Origin of the sequence: Streptomyces sp. NPDC058457, from assembly GCF_042720695.1 — a bacterium.
Lineage (GTDB): Bacteria > Actinomycetota > Actinomycetes > Streptomycetales > Streptomycetaceae > Streptomyces.
In genome coordinates, this window is the sequence record NZ_JBHXLU010000021.1 from 113,213 (window position 1) to 130,762 (window position 17,550).

A 17,550-nucleotide genomic window follows, 5' to 3' on the forward strand; every position below is an offset into this window, starting at 1 on the left:
TGTCGAGAGCGGGCCCGACGGGGTTCAGTCCTCCAGGACGAGATCCGCCCACACCTGCTTGCCGCCGCTGGCCGGCACGGTCCCCCAGGCCGCCGACATGGCCTCCACCAGGAGGATGCCGCGCCCGCCTGTGGCCTCCCAGCCGATGTTGGTGGGCTTCACCGGACTGCGCGGAGAGGCGTCGGCCACGGCGATCCGCAGCCGGTGGTCGACCAGGGTCAGGTCGAGCCGGACCGGTCCGTCGGTGTGGATGAGCGCGTTGGTGACGAGTTCGGAGACCACCAGCAGGGCGGCGTCCATCGCATCGTCGGTGATGCCCCAGGAGCGCAGCACACGGCGGCTGAAGCGGCGGGCGTGCCGGGCGGCCTCCGGGACCCGCCACACCGTCCAGCTCTCGCGCAGCGGGCGGACGGCCATGCCGTCGTAGCGCATCACCAGCAGGGCGACGTCGTCTGCGCGGTGCGCGTTGCCGAGCAGGGCGTCGGCGGCCAGGCCCAGGTGGGCGGGGTCGGCGGCGGCGAGGTCGCGGGCGAAGCGCTCCATGCCGTCGTCGATGTCGGCGTCGGGCGACTCGACCATGCCGTCGGTGGTGAGCGCGAGCAGGCTGCCGGGGCTCAGGCTGAGCTGGGTCATCGGGAACTCGGTCTGGTCGAGCACGCCGAGCGGGGGGCCGCCCTCGGTCTCGGTGATCCGCGTGGTGCCGTCCGGGTCGCGCAGGACGGGCGGCAGGTGTCCGGCGCGCACACACCAGGCGGTGCCGTCCTCCATGTCGACGTCGACGTAGCAGCAGGTGGCGAAGAGGTCGCTCTCCATGTCCAGGAGGAGCCGGTTGGCGTGCGAGACGACGACGTCGGGGGTGTGGCCCTCGGCGGCGTAGGCGCGCAGGGCGGTGCGCATCTGGCCCATGAGGGCGGCGGCGCTCGCGTTGTGGCCCTGGACGTCGCCGATGACGAGGGCGACGTGGTTGTCGGACAGCGGGATCACGTCGTACCAGTCGCCGCCGACCTCCAGGCCCACGGTGGTGGGCAGGTAGCGGGCGACGGCCTCGCCGCCGGGCAGACCGGGCAGCCGGCGCGGCAGCAGGGCGCGCTGGAGCATCCCGACGAGTTCGTGCTCGGCGTCGAAGGAGTGGGCCCGCATCAGGGCCTCGCCGGCGAGGCCGGCGGAGGCGGTGAGCAGGGCGCGTTCGTCGGGGCCGAAGTCGTGCGGACTGTCCCAGCCGATCAGGCAGGCGCCGGCCATCCGGCCGGCGGCGGGCAGCGGAAGGATGGCGAGGCCGCCGGGGCCGACCTCGGCGAGCGCGGGTTCCAGGGCGGCCGCCGCGGGCCAGATCTGGGCCCGGCCCTCGCGCAGGGCGGTGGCGAGGGTGGGCATGGCGCGCACGGGTGCGTCGGGCCATTCGGTGCGCCACTCGCTGCGCCAGAGTTCGGGCCAGCACTCGGCTTCGGGCGGGTCGAGGACGATGACGACCAGGCGGTCGTTCTCCAGTTCGGCCAAGGCGATCCGGTCCGCCTTGAGCGGCGCGCGCAGGGCGGTGACGACGGCCTGGCTGACGTCCTTGACGGTGCCGGCGGTGGCCAGGGCGGCGGCCAGCTGCTGCACGCGGGTCACATCGGTGACGTCCGAGCGGAGTGTGGAGGCGTCGGCGACGGTGCCGGCCAGGCGGGCCGGGCGCCCCTCGCCGCCGGGGACCAGCCGGCCGCGCAGCCGCAGCCACTTGGGCGGGCCGGAGGGCTGCAGGATCCGGAACTCCAGCTCGCGGTCGCCGATGGACATGTGGTCGGCCTCGACGACGGACATCAGGGCGGGCAGGTCCTCGGGCACGGTACGGCCCAGCAGCGTCTCGACCTTGCCGTCGAACTCGTCCCGGCCCATCCGGAAGAGGTCGAGGATGCCGTCGCCGACGGCGATCCGGCCGGTGTCCATGGCGAGGCTGAAGGCGTCGGCGGGCAGTTCGCCGGTGTCCGTGGCCGTGGGGAGCGGGGCGGGCAGGGCGATCGCGTCGGCGACCAGCTCCAGGCAGGCGCGGTCCTCGGGGCCGAATCCGTCGTCCCGTTCGCCGACGGCGACTAGGAGTCCGGCGGCGCCGGGCACCGGCAGGGCGGCGAGCCAGAACTCCTGGGACGGGGTCCGCCGCGCCTCCGGGCAGTCGGCCAGCTCGTCGGGGCCGAGCCAGACGGGCCGCCCGCTGCCGTACGCCTCGGCCACCGGCGACCGCCCGATGGCCGGGTAGGCGTCGCGCAGTCCGTACAGGGTGCGGGGCAGGCCCGCCGACTCGGCGAGACGCAGCACGGTGCCGTCGTCGCCCGGCGTGTACACCCCGGCGAAGGCCGCGCCGGCGAACACCAGTGCCTGCTCGAGAACGCGACGGAGCCGATCGGGTGCGCCGGAATCGCCAGTGAGCGTTTCGAGGGCGATTTCGGCGCGATCAGTTCTCGTTCCGCGTACCGCAGCGCCCTCACTGACCACGCCGCCATTACAGCGCTTATGAGGCGTCTGCGCAGCCCCTGTGACTGTTCCGTGGAGAGCGGGGTGGGCGAGTGCGCCCGAAACGCACCGAACATGTCCTGCCCCCGAGCACTCCGCACGGCGGTCTCGCGCCGGACACGACTGTCCGCGACCGGGCCGCGTCCGGTACTGCCGGTGCCCCGGGGGCGCCGCGCGCCGCGCCGCCGCGAACGGCGGCTCCCCCGGGCCGGGCCGCTCCACGGCGCGGTGCCGCCGTCAGGGGGACACGCACCCGGCGCCCGTACGCCTGCCGCGCGCTTCGGCCGTGCGGGACTGGGCCGGGGCGAACGGGGTACCCGGAGATGGCCCGGTCCGTGTGTCCCCGCTGCTCTCGCCGTGCGCCGGTCGCCGCCACGAGGGAGCCTTGATCCCGAGGACGCGACGGCGGCCGGACGAGGAGGTGGTCGGGCGTGTCCGACGGGATGGGGGCACCTCCAGCGGGTGCGGAGCCGGGCGTCGAGGCCCCGGCGGCCGACGGCACCCGACCCGGCACGCCGCTGTTGTCGCTGGCGCTGGCCTCGATGATGGAGGAGGTCCAGGCGCACTCCGGCGGGGTCTATCTGCTGGCGACCGACGAGCCGGTCCTGGAGATGGCGGTGACGGCGGGTCTGCCCCGGGCGTTCGTGGCGCCCTGGGAGCGGGTCGGGCTGAGCTCGCCGATCCCGGTCGCGGAGGCGGTGCGCGAGCGGCGGCTGGTGTGGGTGGGCGGCGAGGAGGACATGGCGCGCCGGTACCCGCGCATCGCGGTGGTGCTGCCGTACGCGTTCGCGCTGGCCGCGCTGCCCGTGGCGACGGCGGACACGGTGTACGGGGCGGTGTACGTGACCTGGCCCGGTGCCCATCCGACGGTGCTGTCCGACCGGGAGCGGGAGTCGCTGACGGCGGCGTGCGGCCGGCTGGCGGTGCGGCTGGAGCGGGCCGCCCGGGAGAACCGTGCACCGCGCAGCGAGCCGGATCTGCTGGCGGCGCCGTCGTCGGGGGTGGCGGCCACACTGGGCACGGTGGAGGCGGCACGGATGGTGGCGCGGCTGCCGTACGGGCTGGCCTCGCTCGATCTGCACGGGCGGGTCGCCTTCGCCAACACGGCGGCGGCCGAGCTGCTCGGCGTGCACGTCGACGATCTGCTCGGCACCCAGCCGTGGGTCTCGGTGCCGTGGCTGAACGACCCGATGTACGAGGACCGTTACCGGGCGGCGCTGATCAGCCAGCATGTGACGTCGTTCGTGGCGCTGAGGCCGCCGGGCGACTGGCTGTCGTTCCGGATGTATCCGAGCACGACCGGGCTGACCACCCGGATCAGCCGGGCGCGGGCGGTCGCCGAGATGGTGGGCGCGGCGCCGCGCGCGGATGCGACGCCGTCCCCGCGGCTGGTCACCATCTCCCAGGTGCTGAGCCTGACCGCGGCGCTGACCGAGGCCGTCGGGGTGCAGGACGTGGTGCAGCTGGTGGCGGACGAGGTCGCCCCGGCCGTCGGCAGCCAGGCCCTGGTGGTCCTCGCGTCACGGGGCGGACGGCTGCACGTGCTGGGGCAGCGCGGGTACGAGGATCCACGGATCGTGGATCGCTTCGACGGCCTTCCACTGGCCGAGCGGACGCCCGGCACCCATGTCCTGAACACCGGCGTACCGGCGTTCTTCGAGTCGAAGCAGCAACTGGAGCGCCTGTATCCGGACCGGAACGAGACCCCGGACGGGTTCGCGGCCTGGGCGTATCTGCCGCTGATCGCGTCGGGCCGGCCGGTGGGCACCTGTGTCCTCGCCTACGCCGAGCCGCACGCCTTCCCCGCCGACGAGCGGGCCGTGCTCACCAGTCTCGGCGGGCTGATCGCACAGGCCCTGGAACGGGCCCTGCTCTACGACGCGAAGAACCAGCTGGCGCACGGTCTGCAGGCGGCCCTGCTGCCGCACTCGCTGGCCCCGCCGTCCGGCATCGAGGCGGCGGCCCGCTATCTGCCGGCGATGCACGGCATGGAGATCGGCGGCGACTTCTACGACCTGGTACCCACCCGGCCGCTGGCGGCGGCGGTGATCGGGGACGTGCAGGGGCACAACGTGACGGCGGCCGGGCTGATGGGCCAGATCCGTACCGGAGTACGGGCCTTCACGAGTGTCGGGCAGACGCCGGCGGAGGTGATGGGCAGCACCAACCGGCTGCTGATCGACTCCGGCGCCGATCTGTTCGCGAGCTGTCTGTACCTGCGGCTGGATCCGGAGCGGGGGCGCGCGGTGATGGCCCGGGCGGGGCATCCGCCGCCGCTGCTGAGACGTCCGGACGGGCGGGTACGGGTCCTCGACCTGGCCGGGGGTCCGTTGCTGGGCATCGACGCGGAGGCGACGTACCCGACGACCGAGGTGTCGCTCGCGCCGGGCTCGGTGCTCGCCCTCTACACCGACGGGCTGGTCGAGTCCCCCGGTGTGGACATCGAGGACGCCTTGGTCGACCTGGGGGAACTGCTCTCGGAGAGCGGCGACCAGCCGCTGGACAAGCTCGCCGACACGCTCGTGCGGCACAGTGCGGCGGCGCAGGAGCGTGTCGACGACGTCGCGGTGCTGTTGCTGCGGGCGGAGGCCGGCCACTGAGCCTCGCCCGGCCCTCGCCGGAAGCGATCCGGTCCGGCCCTCCCGCCGGAGGGCCGGACCGTCCACCGTCGGCCGGGAACCGCTTGGTTGGCCGTGCGATGGGTCAGTTGGACGACGTGGTGCCGTCGTCCGCGCCGGTCCCGGACTGGTCGCCCGTGCCGGTCGCGTCACCCGTGCCGGTCGCGTCGCCGGTACCGGTCTCGTCACCGGTGCCGGTGCCGCTCTGGTCGCCGGCCGTCGCGGACGGGTCGGCGGCCGTCGCGGACGGGTCGGCGGTGCCGCCGATCTGGTCACCGCCGGCCTGGTCGCCGGCGGTGGCGGACGGGTCGGCCGTGGCACCGGCGTCACCGGCGCCCGCGTCGCCGCCGAGGGTGGCGCCGGTCGCCTGCAGGGCGGTGGTCACCGGCTGGAAGAAGGTCTCGCCGCCGGAAGTGCAGTCGCCGCTGCCGCCGGAGGTCATGCCGACCGCTCCGCCGTCCTGGGTGAACAGCGAGCCGCCGCTGTCGCCGGCCTCGGCGCAGACGTTGGTCTGGATGAGGCCGGTGACGGTGTCGACACCGTTGGGGTCGGTCTCGCTCTGGAAGTTGACGGTGGCGTCGAGGCCGGTGACCTGGCCGTCGTGCAGCCCGGTGGTGGAGCCCATCCGGAACACGGTCTCGCCGACGGTGGCGTCGACGGCCTGGTTGATGGCGACGGTCTGGCCGTTGCCTATGTTGACGTCACTGGTCGTCTGGGTGGTGGCGTCGTTGTACTTGACGAGCGAGAAGTCGCCGTTGCCGGGGAACTGGGCCTGGTCCACGGTGGCGATCGGCTGACCGGTCTCGGAGTCGGACCAGTCCTTGGCGGCGACCCCGCAGTGACCGGCCGTCAGGAAGGCGGGGGTGCCGTCCGAGGCGGTGACGTTGAAGCCGAGGGAGCAGCGGACGGTGCCGTCCTGCACCTGGGAGAAGATCGCGTCGCCGCCGGAGACGAGGGTCTTGAAGGTGCCCGACGACTTCTTGAGGGTCGCCATGTTCGAGCCGAGGCCCTGGACCGTCGACTCCAGCGTGTCCCACTTGGTGCCGGTGACGGTGCTGTCGGCGCTGACCACGACCTTGTTGGTCTTCGGGTCGACGGCCCAGGCGGTGCCCGGGATGGTCGCCTTGGTCTTCAGCGTCTGGGCGACGGCCGCCAGTTCGGAGGTGCTGTTCTGCACCTCGCGGACGACCGCGCCGGCCTTCTCCGCCTGGACGATCACGTTGTTGTCGCCGTTGACGACGTTGACGACGAGCTGCTGCTTGGCGCTGTCGTAATAAGACCCGGCGAAGGCCTGCCCGAGCAGCTGCTGGAGCTGCGCGGCGAGGTCCGAGGCGCCCGTCGCCTTCAGGGTCTTGGGGGCTGCGGTGGCGCCGGAGGCGTTGTCCTGAGACGCGTTGGCCATCGGCAGCAGAAACGCCGCAGCTCCGAGCGCCGCGACACCGCCCACCGCGATAGCGGCCTTGCGCTTCGGAATTCGCTTGTGACTCAAACTTCTCGACCTCCAAGGGACGGAGTGCCTGCCGTTGCGGGGCAGTCGTTCGTGAGCGGCGCCTGGATGGCCATAGGTACGGGCGGGTCACGTGGTGCGTTCAATTCCGGTTCCCAACTTCCTTGACCCGGTGATGAATCGGCCATGGCGCACCCGTGGTCGAACAGGTCTGCGTGCCGGGCCGCCGGCCCGGGAACAATCCCCCATATGACGATGACCACCGCCGAAGCCGACAAGATCCTTTCGGTCAACTTCGCACCCTGGGTGCTCGATCTCGGGCTGGCCGTCGAGGCGCTGGGCGAGGACCGGGCGACACTGCGTCTGCCCTGGTCGGAGCGGCTGTCCAGGGAGGGCGGCGGGCTGTCGGGGCAGGCGTTGATGGCGGCGGCCGACACGGCGACGGTGATCGCGGTCTCGGCGGCCCGGGGCGGCTTCGTGCCGATGACGACGGTGCAGCAGTCGACCTCGTTCCAGCGCGCGGTGACCGGTTCGGATGTCCTGATCGAAGCGGTGCTGACCAGACTGGGCCGCCGGATGGCGTTCGCCGACATCACGATGCGCGATCAGAGGTCGGGCGCGCTCGCGGCCCGGGCAAGCACGGTCTACGCACTTCTGGGCTGACCCGAACGACACGGTCAGCAACCGGTCATTGACGGTCTGTTGCGATCACGGACCGGAATCCTTGCTTCAGGGAATCTGCACATCCCATACCCAAGCAAGTCACGGGGAGCGGCGGATCTGCACAACCGCGCGCCCCCTGCCGTGCCCTTGGCCCGGAGTGCCGGATTCGCCGCGGGGAGGGCAAGCCGTGCGGCAGGGGCGAAGTCGTGCGGCTTGTGAAGGAGTCGCCGACAAGCGGTGCGCACGCCTGCACGGATGAGCCCTACTGCGGCCCAAGTTCCCAGGTGAGGCGCCTGGTTGATTGGAAGCGCGGACCGTGGGCGTGCTTTGATCCATCGCACCGCAGGGGCCGCCGAGGCTCCCGGAAACGGGCGTCCGGCGCCCGCGGTCACGGCCGTCCGCTCGTCCCCCAAGGGCCGTTGTTCGTCCCCGAAGGGCGTCGGGGGGCCGCTCCCCCCTTGTGAATATCCATATGAAGGGAAGTTCCATCATGAACTCCACCCCCCAGGTCGAGACCGTCGAGATCTCCGACGCCGAGCTCGACAACGTCTCCGGCGGCCTGTCCCTGAACGCCCTCGGCACCGTCACCGGCCTGGTGGACGGCGTCGCCCCGGTTTCCGGCCTGGTCAACACGGTCGTCGGCACCGTCGAGGGTGTCACCGGCCTGAACACCCAGCCGGTCACCAACCTGGTCGCCGGTCTCTGACCGCACCTCGTTGCCGCTGAGTCCCGGAGCCGGATCCCGGCCCCGGGGCTCTCGGGTGTTCCGAAACATCCCCTTGTTCTGAAGCACCCTCTTCACCAGTGCCTCTCCCCTAGGTGAGGGAAGTTCCGTGCAGTTCCGCCAACAGGCCCTCGCCAAGCTCCAGTCACCGGAGGAGCTCGATCTCCCGGTGCGTTTCGCCCGTCCGCAGGGCTGGCTCGCGCTGTCCGTCTCGGTCGTCGTGATGGCGGCGGCCTCGGTGTGGGCGGTGACCGGTTCGGTCGCTTCCACGGTGAGCGCGCAGGCCATCCTCACCCACGGGCAGGGCAGCTACATCCTGCAGAGCCCGGTCGCCGGGCAGGTCACGGCGGTCCTCGCCGAGCAGGGCGAACGGCTGCCGGCCGACGCCCCCGTGCTCAAGGTCCGCACCAGTCAGGGCGACTCGGTCGTGCGCACGGTCGCCGCGGGCCGGATCAGCGCGCTCGCCGCGACCATCGGCCAGATCATCCAGACCGGCGCGAACGTCGCCGCCGTGGAGAAGGTCGCCCACACCTCGGACCCGCTGTACGCGACGGTCTACGTCCCCGCCGAGAACGCCTCCTCCATACCGGCGAACGCCCGGGTCGACCTGACCGTGTCGTCGGTGTCCACGCAGGAGTACGGCGTGCTGCGCGGCCATGTGAAGTCGGTGGACCGCTCCGCCCAGTCGGCCCAGTCGATCGCCGCGTTCCTCGGGGACAGCCAGCTGGGCGAGCAGTTCACCAAGAAGGGCCGTCCGGTGGCCGTACTGGTCCGGCTGGACACGTCGAGGAGGACGAAGAGCGGCTACAAGTGGTCCTCGGCCGACGGGCCGCCGTTCCGGCTCGACTCCATGACCCTGGCCTCGGGTTCGATCCGGCTGGCCGACCAGCGTCCCGTCGATTGGCTGCTCCCGTGACCACCGCCCAGGAGACCCGCGGCCGCCGGCGCGCCGCCCCGCCCAAGCGACCGGTCCCCAAGGGCCGCGGCCGGACGGTCCGTACGCCCACCGTGCTCCAGATGGAGGCCGTCGAGTGCGGCGCCGCCTCCCTCTCCATGGTCCTCGGCCACTACGGCCGGCACGTCCCGCTGGAGGAGCTGCGCATCGCCTGCGGTGTCTCCCGCGACGGCTCGCGCGCCAGCAACCTGCTGAAGGCGGCCCGCAGTTACGGCCTCACGGCCAAGGGCATGCAGATGGACCTGGCCGCCCTCGCCGACGTGCAGGGGCCGGCGATCCTGTTCTGGGAGTTCAACCACTACGTCGTCTACGACGGCGTGGGCCGCCGCTTCGGCCGCCGGGGCGTCTACATCAACGACCCCGCCAAGGGCCGCCGGTTCGTGCCCATGGAGGAGTTCGACGGCAGCTTCACCGGTGTCGTGCTGACCCTGGAGCCGGGCGACGGCTTCGCGAAGGGCGGCCGGCGTCCCGGCGTGCTCGGCGCGATGCCGGCCCGGCTGCGCGGCACCGCCGGCACCATGCCCGCCGCCGTCCTGGCCAGCCTGCTGCTTGTGGTCGTGGGCGCGGCGGTGCCCGCGCTCAGCCGCCAGTACATCGACCTGTTCCTCATCGGCGGCCAGACCTCGCTGCTGACCGTGCTGTTCGCCGCGATGGGCACCTGCGTCCTGCTCACCCTGGTGCTGACCTGGCTGCAGCAGGCGAACCTGCTGCACGGCCGCATCGTCTCCTCCACCCTGTCCAGCGCCCGCTTCCTGCGCCACCTGCTGCGCCTGCCGGTGACGTTCTTCGCCCAGCGCAGCCCCGCCGACCTGGTCCAGCGCCTCCAGTCCAACGACCAGGTCGCCGAGACCCTGGCCCGCGATCTCGCGGCGGCCGGCGTGGACGCGGTCGTCGTCGTCCTCTACGCGGTGCTCCTCTACACCTACGACACGCAGCTCACCTTCCTCGGCATCGGCGTGGCCCTGCTGAACATCGTGGCGATGCGGCTCGTCATACGGCTGCGCGCGACCCGGACCGCGAAGCTGCGCGCGGACACCGCCCGGCTCACCAACACCTCCTACACCGGCCTCCAGCTGATCGAGACGATGAAGGCGACCGGCGGCGAGGACGGCTACTTCCGCAGATGGGCCGGGCAGCACGCGGCCACTCTGGAGGAGCAGCAGCGGCTCGGGGTGCCGAGCGCCTGGCTGGGCGTGGTGGCCCCGACACTGGCCACCCTCAACAGCGCGCTGATCCTGTGGATCGGCGGCATGCGGGCGGTCGAGGGCGGCATCTCGGTCGGACTCCTGGTCGCCTTCCAGTCCCTGGTCACTCGCTTCACCGCCCCGCTGACCCGGCTGAACGGCGTCGCGGGCCGGATCCAGGACTTCGCGGCCGACGTGGCCCGCCTCAAGGACGTGGAGAACTTCCAGGCGGACCCGGTCTACGCCCGCCCCGGCGCCGGCGACTCCACCCGGCGGCTGCAGGGCCATGTCGAGCTGGAGAACATCACCTTCGGCTACAGCCCCCTCGACAAGCCCCTGCTCACCGGCTTCGACCTGACCGTCGGCCCCGGCCGCCAGGTCGCCCTGGTGGGCGGTTCGGGCAGCGGCAAGTCCACGGTCTCCCGGTTGATCTCGGGTCTCTACTCTCCCTGGGAGGGCGTGATCCGCATCGACGGACAGCGCCTGGAGGACATCCCGCGCGGCGCCCTCGCCGCCTCCGTCTCCTTCGTCGACCAGGACGTCTTCCTCTTCGAGGGGTCGGTGCGCGACAACGTGACGCTGTGGGACCCGTCCATCCCGGACGAGGCCGTGGTGGAGGCGCTGCGGGACGCGGCCCTGTACGACGTGGTGACGCGCCGGCCCGGCGGCATCCACAGCAGGGTCGAGCAGGACGGCCGGAACTTCTCCGGCGGCCAGCGCCAACGCCTCGAAATCGCACGGGCGTTGGTGCGCCGGCCGAGCATCCTGGTCCTCGACGAGGTGACCAGCGCCCTGGACGCCGAGACCGAGCTGACCGTGATGGACAACCTGCGCCGCCGCGGCTGCGCCTGTGTCGTCATCGCGCACCGGCTGAGCACGGTGCGCGACAGCGACGAGATCGTCGTGCTCCAGCACGGCACGATCGTGGAGCGCGGGCGGCACGACGAGCTGGTGGCACACGGCGGGACGTACGCCGCGCTGGTCAGGGAGCGATGAGATGACGACCGTGGACCAAGGCGACCTCGTACTCGGCGCGTTCGGCTCACTGGGCGCCCGGATCGACTGCACCGGCTTCAACCGACTGGACCTCGAAGGCCCGCAGACGCTGTGGCTGGTCGCGTCCGGCGCCCTGGACCTGTTCGCGGTGGACGCCGAACAGCAGGGCCACTGGCACCACCTCGGCCGTCTGGAGTCGGGCGCGCTGCTGCTCGGTCCGGTCGCGGGACCGCAGCACACCCTGGTGGCCCGCCCGTTGCGCGACTGCGTCGTGCACCGCATCGGCCTGCGCGAGCTGTACCAGACCGCCGGCACCCAGACCTGGTCCTACGACGAGTACGGCAACCCCCAGTACGTGCCGCCGACCACGAGCCCCCTGGAGTACGCCCTCGCGCTCGGCGTCGGACGCGGCCTGTCCATCCTCTTCCAGGCCCCGATGACCGCCGGCGAGCGCGCCGCGGCCCCCACCGACGACGACGTGTTCTGGATGCAGGTGCCGCCGGGCAGTGTGCAGTACGGCTCCCTGTACGGCGCGGAGGCGGCCGCCGACCTGCTGATGGACCCTGCGCTGTGGCAGAGCATGGTCGACCAGCAGTACCGGCTGCTGACCACCCTCGACCGGTGGATCGAGCAGCTGGAGCGCACCCACGAGACGCGTACGGCGGCCGGCATCAAGGCCGGTGAGGCGGTCCGCGCCCAGGCCGACCGGACCCTCCTCGCCTCCATCGGCAAGGCGGCCAAGCGCACCACGGCCGCCGACGCCGACGCCTCCTACGCGGCCTGCAGACTGGTCGCCGAGGCCGCTGGCATCACCCTCGCGGAGCCCGCGCAGAGCGGCACCGAGAGCGACCGGATCGACCCGGTCGAGCGGGTGGCGCTGGCCTCCCGGGTGCGGACCCGGGCGGTACGGCTCGACGGCCGCTGGTGGCGCGACAACGTGGGCCCGCTGGTCGGGCACCGCGCCCTGTCCGGCGCCCCGGTCGCGCTGCTGTGGCGGCGCGGCGGCTATGTGGCCGTCCATCCGGCGACCGGCCGCGAGACGCCGATCGAGAAGGCGAACGCGGCGGAGTTCGAGCCGCGCGCGGTGATGTTCTACCGGCCGCTGCCCGACAAGGCGCTCAGCCCGCTCGGCCTGCTCCGGTTCAGCATGCGCGGCACCCGCGGCGACCTCGGCGGTCTGCTCCTCGCCGGGCTGGTGACCGTGGCGATCGGCTCGCTTGTACCGATCGCGACCGGCAAGGTGCTGGGCGACTACGTGCCGAAGGCCCAGACGAACCTGATCGTGCAGGTCTGCCTGGCGGTGATGATCAGCGCGGTGGTGTCGGCCGCGTTCACGCTCCTGGAGAACCTCACGATCCTCCGCCTCGAAGGCCGTATCGAGGCGACCCTCCAACCGGCCGTCTGGGACCGGCTGCTGAGGCTGCCGACGAAGTTCTTCACCCAGCGCTCGACCGGTGAGCTGGCCAGCGCGGCGATGGGCGTCAGCGCGATCCGCCGGGTGCTGGCGGGGGTCGGCCCGGTGGTCGCGCAGTCGGTGACCGTCGGGGCGATGAACCTGGGCCTGCTGTTCTGGTACAGCGTGCCGATGGCGCTGGCGGCCCTGGGCATGCTCGTCGTCATCGCCGCCCTGTTCCTGGGGCTCGGGCTGTGGCAGGTGCGCTGGCAGCGCAAGCTCGTGGTACTCGGCAACAAGCTGAACAACCAGGCCTTCCAGACCCTGCGGGGCCTGCCCAAGCTACGGGTGGCGGCGGCCGAGAACTACGCGTACGCGGCCTGGGCGGGCGAGTTCGCGCGCAGCCGGGAGCTCCAGCAGAAGGTGGGCCGGATCAAGAACCTCACCAGCGTGCTGGGTTCGGTCTACCTCCCGGTCTGCACCCTCCTGATGTTCATGCTCCTCGCGGGCCCGGCGCGGGGCGCCATGGACGCGGCGGCCTTCCTGACCTTCAACACCTCGGTGACGATGCTGCTCACCGCGGTCACGTCCCTGACCGGTTCCTTCGTGTCGGCGGTGGCCGCGCTCCCCCTGTTCGAGGAGATCAAGCCGGTCCTGGAGGCCGCCCCGGAGGTCCGCACCGCCAGCACCCGCCCCGGCCCGCTGTCCGGCGCCGTCGAGGCCCGCCGCCTCTCCTTCCGGTACACCGACGACGGTCCGCTGGTCCTGGACGACGTCTCGTTCGACATCCGCCCGGGCGAGTTCGTGGCGGTCGTCGGCCCCAGCGGCTGCGGCAAGTCGACGCTGCTGCGGCTGCTGATCGGCTTCGACAAGCCGGTCTCGGGGAGCGTGCTCTACGACGGCCAGGACCTGGGCGCCCTCGACCAGTCCGCGGTCCGCCGCCAGTGCGGGGTGGTGCTGCAGCACGCGCAGCCGTTCACCGGCTCGATCCTGGACGTCATCTGCGGCACCGAGCCGTACACCCCCGAGGAGGCGATGGCGGCGGCCGAGCTGGCGGGGCTCGCGGAGGACATCAAGCGGATGCCGATGGGGCTGCACACGATCGTCGCCGGCAGCGGCGCGATCTCGGGCGGCCAGCGGCAGCGGCTGATGATCGCCCAGGCGCTGATCCGGCGGCCCCGCATCCTCTTCTTCGACGAGGCCACCAGCGCGCTGGACAACGACACCCAGCGCACGGTCATCGAGAGCACGCGGAAACTGAACGCCACCCGGATCGTGATCGCCCACCGGCTGTCGACGGTCATGGACGCCGACCGGGTGATCGTGATGGAGGACGGCAAGGTCGCCCAGCAGGGCCCGCCGGCCCAGCTGCTCGCCGACACCGGCGGGCGGCTGCACGAGCTGGTACGGCGGCAGCTGACGTGACGGGTCAGGCGCCGGGGACGGGGGCGCCGGAGGGCAGGCCGGCGTCGAGGTAGCCCTGGTAGTACTCCTTCCAGGGTGTGGTGACGCCGGCGTGCGGGCCCTGGAAACGCTCGCCGCGGGCCTTCGCTTCGAGGGCGGAGAGGCAGACCTCCCAGCCGGCGCTGTTGCGGGCGGCGGTGTTCTCCTCGCCCAGGACGTGAGTGAGGGTGAAGCGGGTGTGCTCTGCACCGTCCGGTTCGAGGTCGAAGCGGAGTTCGTCGCCGCCCCAGTCGAAGGACAGGTGCCGGGGCGGGTCGACGGCCAGGACCGTGCCGGTCGACTCGGGCATGTTCGGGTCGCCGGTGAACTTGATGCCGCCGCCGGGGCGCAGGTCGATCTCGGCGCGGGAGGGGAACCACTCGGCGAGTTCGCCTGGGTCGGTGACGAAGTGCCAGACGCGGTCGATCGGATGGCCGTAGACGCGGCTGAAGCGGACGGCGGGGCGGCCGTCGTCGAGGGTGACGTAGGTGCCGGTGAGTTCGGCGGGCATCGGGATCAGTCCTTCGAGGAGGGGTCTTCCGGGGCGTCCGGGACGTGCGCTGTCTCGTCCAGGCGGCGCCCCAGGGCGTCCAGGCTGCTGTTCCACAGCCGGCGGTAGGGGGCCAGCCAGGCGTCCAGCTCGGCGATGGGTGCCGGGTCGAGGGCGTAGACGCGGCGCTGTGCGTCCTGCCGTACCCGGACCAGGCCCGCCTCGCGCAGCACCTTGAGGTGCTTGGAGGTGCTCGGCTGGCTGAGGCCGCAGGCGTCCACGATCTCGCCGACGGGGCGGGGGCGGGTGAGGAGGAGGCCGACTATGGCACGGCGGTGGGGGTCGGCCAGGGCGGTCCAGAGGGTGTCGGCGGACATCCGTTCAATATGCCTTCACGGTTATATTCTCGTCAAGGAATACACGGCCCCACCGACGGCTGTCACAGACACCTGAGGCCGGTGGGGGCTTGTCGCGCCCGCGCGGCGGAGCCGCATATCGATACAGCCCCGCGCCCCTAGGTGGGTGCACTTGCCGCTCCCTTCCAGTGCAGAAGCGTGGCCAGCACGCGGAGCGCCGCCGTGAACTTCGCCGGATCGCGCAGGTACTCCATGTGGATGCCTGGGAACTCCGCCCACTGCGCGCCGATTCGACGAGCGATCTCGATCGACGGGCGGGCGTAGTACGTGCCGCGGCCCTCGCTGCCCGCCCCCAGCACGATCGGGAACGGCGCCGAGCGCAGGGCCTCCCCGTCGGGGAGGAAGGAGGCCAGGGCGGGCCACTCGGCGGTGAAGAGGTGGTCCTGGTTACCGAGGAACCGCTTCCAGAGGTCGTCCGGCCAGCGGTAGGTCCCCTCACCCCGGACGCCCTGGGCGAAGCGGCGGCCCGCGGCCGGCGCCCCGCCCTCGGCATGGACCGCGGCCAACTCGCGGAAGAAGCCGCGGGCCGGGTCGCCGTCGGGCAGGACGTTCACGGCGGGCGGCTCGTGGGCGATCAGGCCGGTCAGCACCTCGGGGTGGCGGGCGGCCAGGGTGAGCCCGACGATCGCGCCCGCGCTGCTGCCGAACACCAGGGCGGGTCCGCCGGCGAGGCCCTCGACGAGCGCGCGGGCGTCCGCCGCCTGTTCGTCGAGGGTCGTCGGGGTACCGTTCCCGCCTGTACTGCGCGAGTTGCCACGCCGGTCGTAGGTGATCACGGTGAAGGCGTCCGCGAGGTCTTCGGCGACCGCCGAGTAGTAGCCCGCGTCGCCGCCCGCGCCGCTGATCATCAGGAGGGCCGGGCCGGCACCCCGCACCTCGTAGTAGAGGTCCGCGCCGGCCACCGCGAGCATGCCGTCGGTCATGATCGGTCTCCGTCCCCAGCGAAACGTTGCCGTTTCGCTGAAAGTGCTCTAGTCTCGATGTGTACGAAACCGTTTCGTTCGCGGCCCCGCAAATCCCGAACGACTTCCCTGGAGTGGTTCCCCCATGTCTGAGAAGACTCTGACCGACGACGCCCGCGTCGGTGCCGCGGAGGCACCTCCGGCCGCCGCCTCCGCGAAGCGGTGGTGGATCCTCGCGGTCATCGCCGTCGCCCAGCTGATGGTGGTGCTCGACGCCACGATCGTGAACATCGCCCTCCCGTCCGCCCAGGCCGACCTCGGGTTCTCCGACGGCAACCGGCAGTGGATCGTCACCGCGTACGCCCTCAGCTTCGCGTCCCTGCTGCTGCTCGGCGGCCGGATCGCCGACCTGTTCGGCCGCAAGACCGCCTTCCTCATAGGAGTCGTCGGCTTCGCCGCCGTGTCGGCGCTGGGCGGCGCCTCGAACGGCTTCGGGATGCTGGTCACCGCGCGCGCCCTCCAGGGTGCCTTCGGCGCGCTGCTCGCCCCGACCGCGCTCTCGCTGCTCAACACCACGTTCACCGACGCCCGTGAGCGGGCCCGGGCGTTCAGCGTCTACGGCGCCATCGCCGGTGCCGGCGGTGCGGTGGGCCTGCTGCTCGGCGGTGTCCTCACCGACACGTTCGACTGGCGCTCGACCCTGTACGTGAACGTCGCCATCGCCGTCGTCGCCTTCGCGGGCGGCATGGCGCTGCTGCACAACCACCGTGACGCCGGGAGCTCCAAGCTGGACGTGCCGGGCACCGTCCTGGTCGCGGCCGGTCTGTTCTCGCTGGTCTACGGCTTCTCCAACGCCGAGACGCACGACTGGGGCTCGCCGCTGACCTGGGGCTTCCTGATCGCCGGCGTCGTGTTGCTGGCGGCCTTCACCTGGTGGCAGACCAAGGCCAAGTACCCGCTGCTGCCGCTGGGCATCCTGCTGGACCGCAACCGGGCCGCCTCGTTCCTCGCCGTGCTGATCTCCGCGGGCGGCATGTTCGGCGTGTTCCTCTTCCTCACCTACTACCTCCAGCTGAACCTCGGCTTCAGCCCGACGAAGACCGGTGTGGCGTTCCTGCCGATGATCGGCGCCCTGATGGTGACGGCACAGGTCGGCACCCAGGTCCTGGTGCCGCGGATCGGTCCGAAGGCGGTCGTTCCGCTGGGCTTCGCGGTCTCCGCGGTCGGCATGGCCTGGCTGGCCGGGATCGATGTCGGCTCCAGCTACGCCAGCGCGGTGCTGCCGCAGCTGATCGTGACCGGCCTCGGCCTCGGCCTGGTCATGCCGGCGGCCATGCAGCTGGCCACGGGCGGGGTGACGGCCGACGAGGCGGGTGTCGCCTCGGCGACGGTCAACGCCATGCAGCAGGTGGGCGGTTCGATCGGTACAGCGCTGCTCAACACGCTCGCGGCGAGCGCGGCGACCGACTACCTGGCCGGGAAGGACGCGACCAGCAAGCTGGTGCAGGCACAGGCGACGATCGAGAGCTACACGACCGCGTTCTGGTGGTCGGCCGGGATGTACGCGGCGGGTGCGGTGATCGCCTTCCTGCTGTTCCGCCGGGGGGTGCCGCAGCAGGACGCGGACGCGGCGCCGGTTGTTCACATGTGACGTCCGCAGAGCCGCAGGGACCGAGGGGTCGCCGTCAGCAGGGAGACGGTGGCCCCTCGCCGTTGTCGTCACTCGCCATTGCCGTCTGCGGGTGCGTTGTGGCTGGTCGCGCAGTTCCCCGCGCCCCTAAAAGCAGGTCGGTCAGCGCATCGCATGCCTGAGGAGGCAAGGCTCGTGCTCG

The 17,550-nt window shown here is 72.2% G+C and carries 12 protein-coding genes; 7 read left to right on the top strand and 5 right to left on the bottom strand.

What is annotated here, in order from left to right:
• Positions 1 to 24: 24 nt before the first annotated feature.
• Positions 25 to 2,469: a SpoIIE family protein phosphatase gene (locus tag ACFWPS_RS19185; protein ID WP_383706545.1), complete on the bottom strand. Its 2,445-nt coding sequence runs from the start codon at positions 2,467 to 2,469 to the stop codon at positions 25 to 27.
• A 461-nt stretch (positions 2,470 to 2,930) separates the two neighbouring features.
• Here ACFWPS_RS19185 and ACFWPS_RS19190 point away from each other — a divergent pair, with 461 nt between their 5' ends.
• Positions 2,931 to 5,087 (top strand): SpoIIE family protein phosphatase, encoded by a 2,157-nt coding sequence (locus ACFWPS_RS19190; protein WP_383706569.1) that lies wholly within the window; start codon positions 2,931 to 2,933, stop codon positions 5,085 to 5,087.
• Positions 5,088 to 5,190: 103 nt separating this feature from the next.
• Here the strand turns inward: ACFWPS_RS19190 and ACFWPS_RS19195 are convergent, their stop codons facing one another.
• Positions 5,191 to 6,594 carry a S1 family peptidase gene (locus ACFWPS_RS19195; protein WP_383706547.1) on the bottom strand — a complete coding sequence of 468 codons (1,404 nt, stop codon included), beginning with the start codon at positions 6,592 to 6,594 and terminating at the stop codon, positions 5,191 to 5,193.
• A 207-nt stretch (positions 6,595 to 6,801) separates the two neighbouring features.
• Between ACFWPS_RS19195 and ACFWPS_RS19200 the strand changes: the two genes are divergently transcribed.
• From ACFWPS_RS19200 to ACFWPS_RS19220, 5 genes are all read left to right on the top strand, one after another.
• Complete coding sequence (locus tag ACFWPS_RS19200; protein ID WP_383706549.1) at positions 6,802 to 7,215, top strand: PaaI family thioesterase; 414 nt, start codon at positions 6,802 to 6,804, stop codon at positions 7,213 to 7,215.
• A 490-nt stretch (positions 7,216 to 7,705) separates the two neighbouring features.
• Positions 7,706 to 7,921 (top strand): type A2 lantipeptide, encoded by a 216-nt coding sequence (locus ACFWPS_RS19205; protein ID WP_351711832.1) that lies wholly within the window; start codon positions 7,706 to 7,708, stop codon positions 7,919 to 7,921.
• A 127-nt stretch (positions 7,922 to 8,048) separates the two neighbouring features.
• Positions 8,049 to 8,855: an HlyD family efflux transporter periplasmic adaptor subunit gene (locus tag ACFWPS_RS19210; protein WP_383706551.1), complete on the top strand. Its 807-nt coding sequence runs from the start codon at positions 8,049 to 8,051 to the stop codon at positions 8,853 to 8,855.
• A complete protein-coding gene (locus tag ACFWPS_RS19215; RefSeq protein ID WP_383706553.1) occupies positions 8,852 to 11,074 on the top strand; it encodes an NHLP family bacteriocin export ABC transporter peptidase/permease/ATPase subunit in 2,223 nt (740 codons plus the stop codon). Before ACFWPS_RS19210 ends, ACFWPS_RS19215 begins: the two co-directional genes overlap by 4 nt.
• A 1-nt stretch (position 11,075) precedes the next feature.
• A complete protein-coding gene (locus tag ACFWPS_RS19220; RefSeq protein ID WP_383706555.1) occupies positions 11,076 to 13,892 on the top strand; it encodes an NHLP bacteriocin export ABC transporter permease/ATPase subunit in 2,817 nt (938 codons plus the stop codon).
• A gap of 4 nt (positions 13,893 to 13,896) precedes the next feature.
• Here ACFWPS_RS19220 and ACFWPS_RS19225 read toward each other — a convergent pair whose 3' ends face one another.
• From ACFWPS_RS19225 to ACFWPS_RS19235, 3 genes are all read right to left on the bottom strand, one after another.
• Positions 13,897 to 14,421, bottom strand: a complete 525-nt coding sequence (locus ACFWPS_RS19225) for an SRPBCC family protein (protein ID WP_383706557.1) — start codon at positions 14,419 to 14,421, stop codon at positions 13,897 to 13,899.
• A 5-nt stretch (positions 14,422 to 14,426) separates the two neighbouring features.
• Positions 14,427 to 14,777, bottom strand: a complete 351-nt coding sequence (locus ACFWPS_RS19230; RefSeq protein ID WP_383706559.1) for an ArsR/SmtB family transcription factor — start codon at positions 14,775 to 14,777, stop codon at positions 14,427 to 14,429.
• 137 nt (positions 14,778 to 14,914) lie between these two features.
• Positions 14,915 to 15,739 (bottom strand): alpha/beta fold hydrolase, encoded by an 825-nt coding sequence (locus ACFWPS_RS19235; protein ID WP_383706561.1) that lies wholly within the window; start codon positions 15,737 to 15,739, stop codon positions 14,915 to 14,917.
• Between the two features lie 124 nt (positions 15,740 to 15,863).
• Here ACFWPS_RS19235 and ACFWPS_RS19240 point away from each other — a divergent pair, with 124 nt between their 5' ends.
• Positions 15,864 to 17,369, top strand: coding sequence for an MFS transporter (locus ACFWPS_RS19240; protein ID WP_383706563.1), 1,506 nt, complete (start codon positions 15,864 to 15,866; stop codon positions 17,367 to 17,369).
• Positions 17,370 to 17,550: the final 181 nt, after the last annotated feature.

Excerpts from the sequence above, each read along its gene's own strand:
- ACFWPS_RS19235 (WP_383706561.1), bottom strand. The coding sequence starts at position 15,739 with ATGACCGACGGCATGCTCGCGGTGGCCGGCGCGGACCTCTACTACGAG.
- ACFWPS_RS19200 (WP_383706549.1), top strand. The coding sequence starts at position 6,802 with ATGACGATGACCACCGCCGAAGCCGACAAGATCCTTTCGGTCAACTTC.
- ACFWPS_RS19225 (WP_383706557.1), bottom strand. The coding sequence starts at position 14,421 with ATGCCCGCCGAACTCACCGGCACCTACGTCACCCTCGACGACGGCCGC.
- ACFWPS_RS19220 (WP_383706555.1), top strand. The coding sequence starts at position 11,076 with ATGACGACCGTGGACCAAGGCGACCTCGTACTCGGCGCGTTCGGCTCA.
- ACFWPS_RS19230 (WP_383706559.1), bottom strand. The coding sequence starts at position 14,777 with ATGTCCGCCGACACCCTCTGGACCGCCCTGGCCGACCCCCACCGCCGT.
- ACFWPS_RS19190 (WP_383706569.1), top strand. The coding sequence starts at position 2,931 with ATGGGGGCACCTCCAGCGGGTGCGGAGCCGGGCGTCGAGGCCCCGGCG.
- ACFWPS_RS19205 (WP_351711832.1), top strand. The coding sequence starts at position 7,706 with ATGAACTCCACCCCCCAGGTCGAGACCGTCGAGATCTCCGACGCCGAG.
- ACFWPS_RS19240 (WP_383706563.1), top strand. The coding sequence starts at position 15,864 with ATGTCTGAGAAGACTCTGACCGACGACGCCCGCGTCGGTGCCGCGGAG.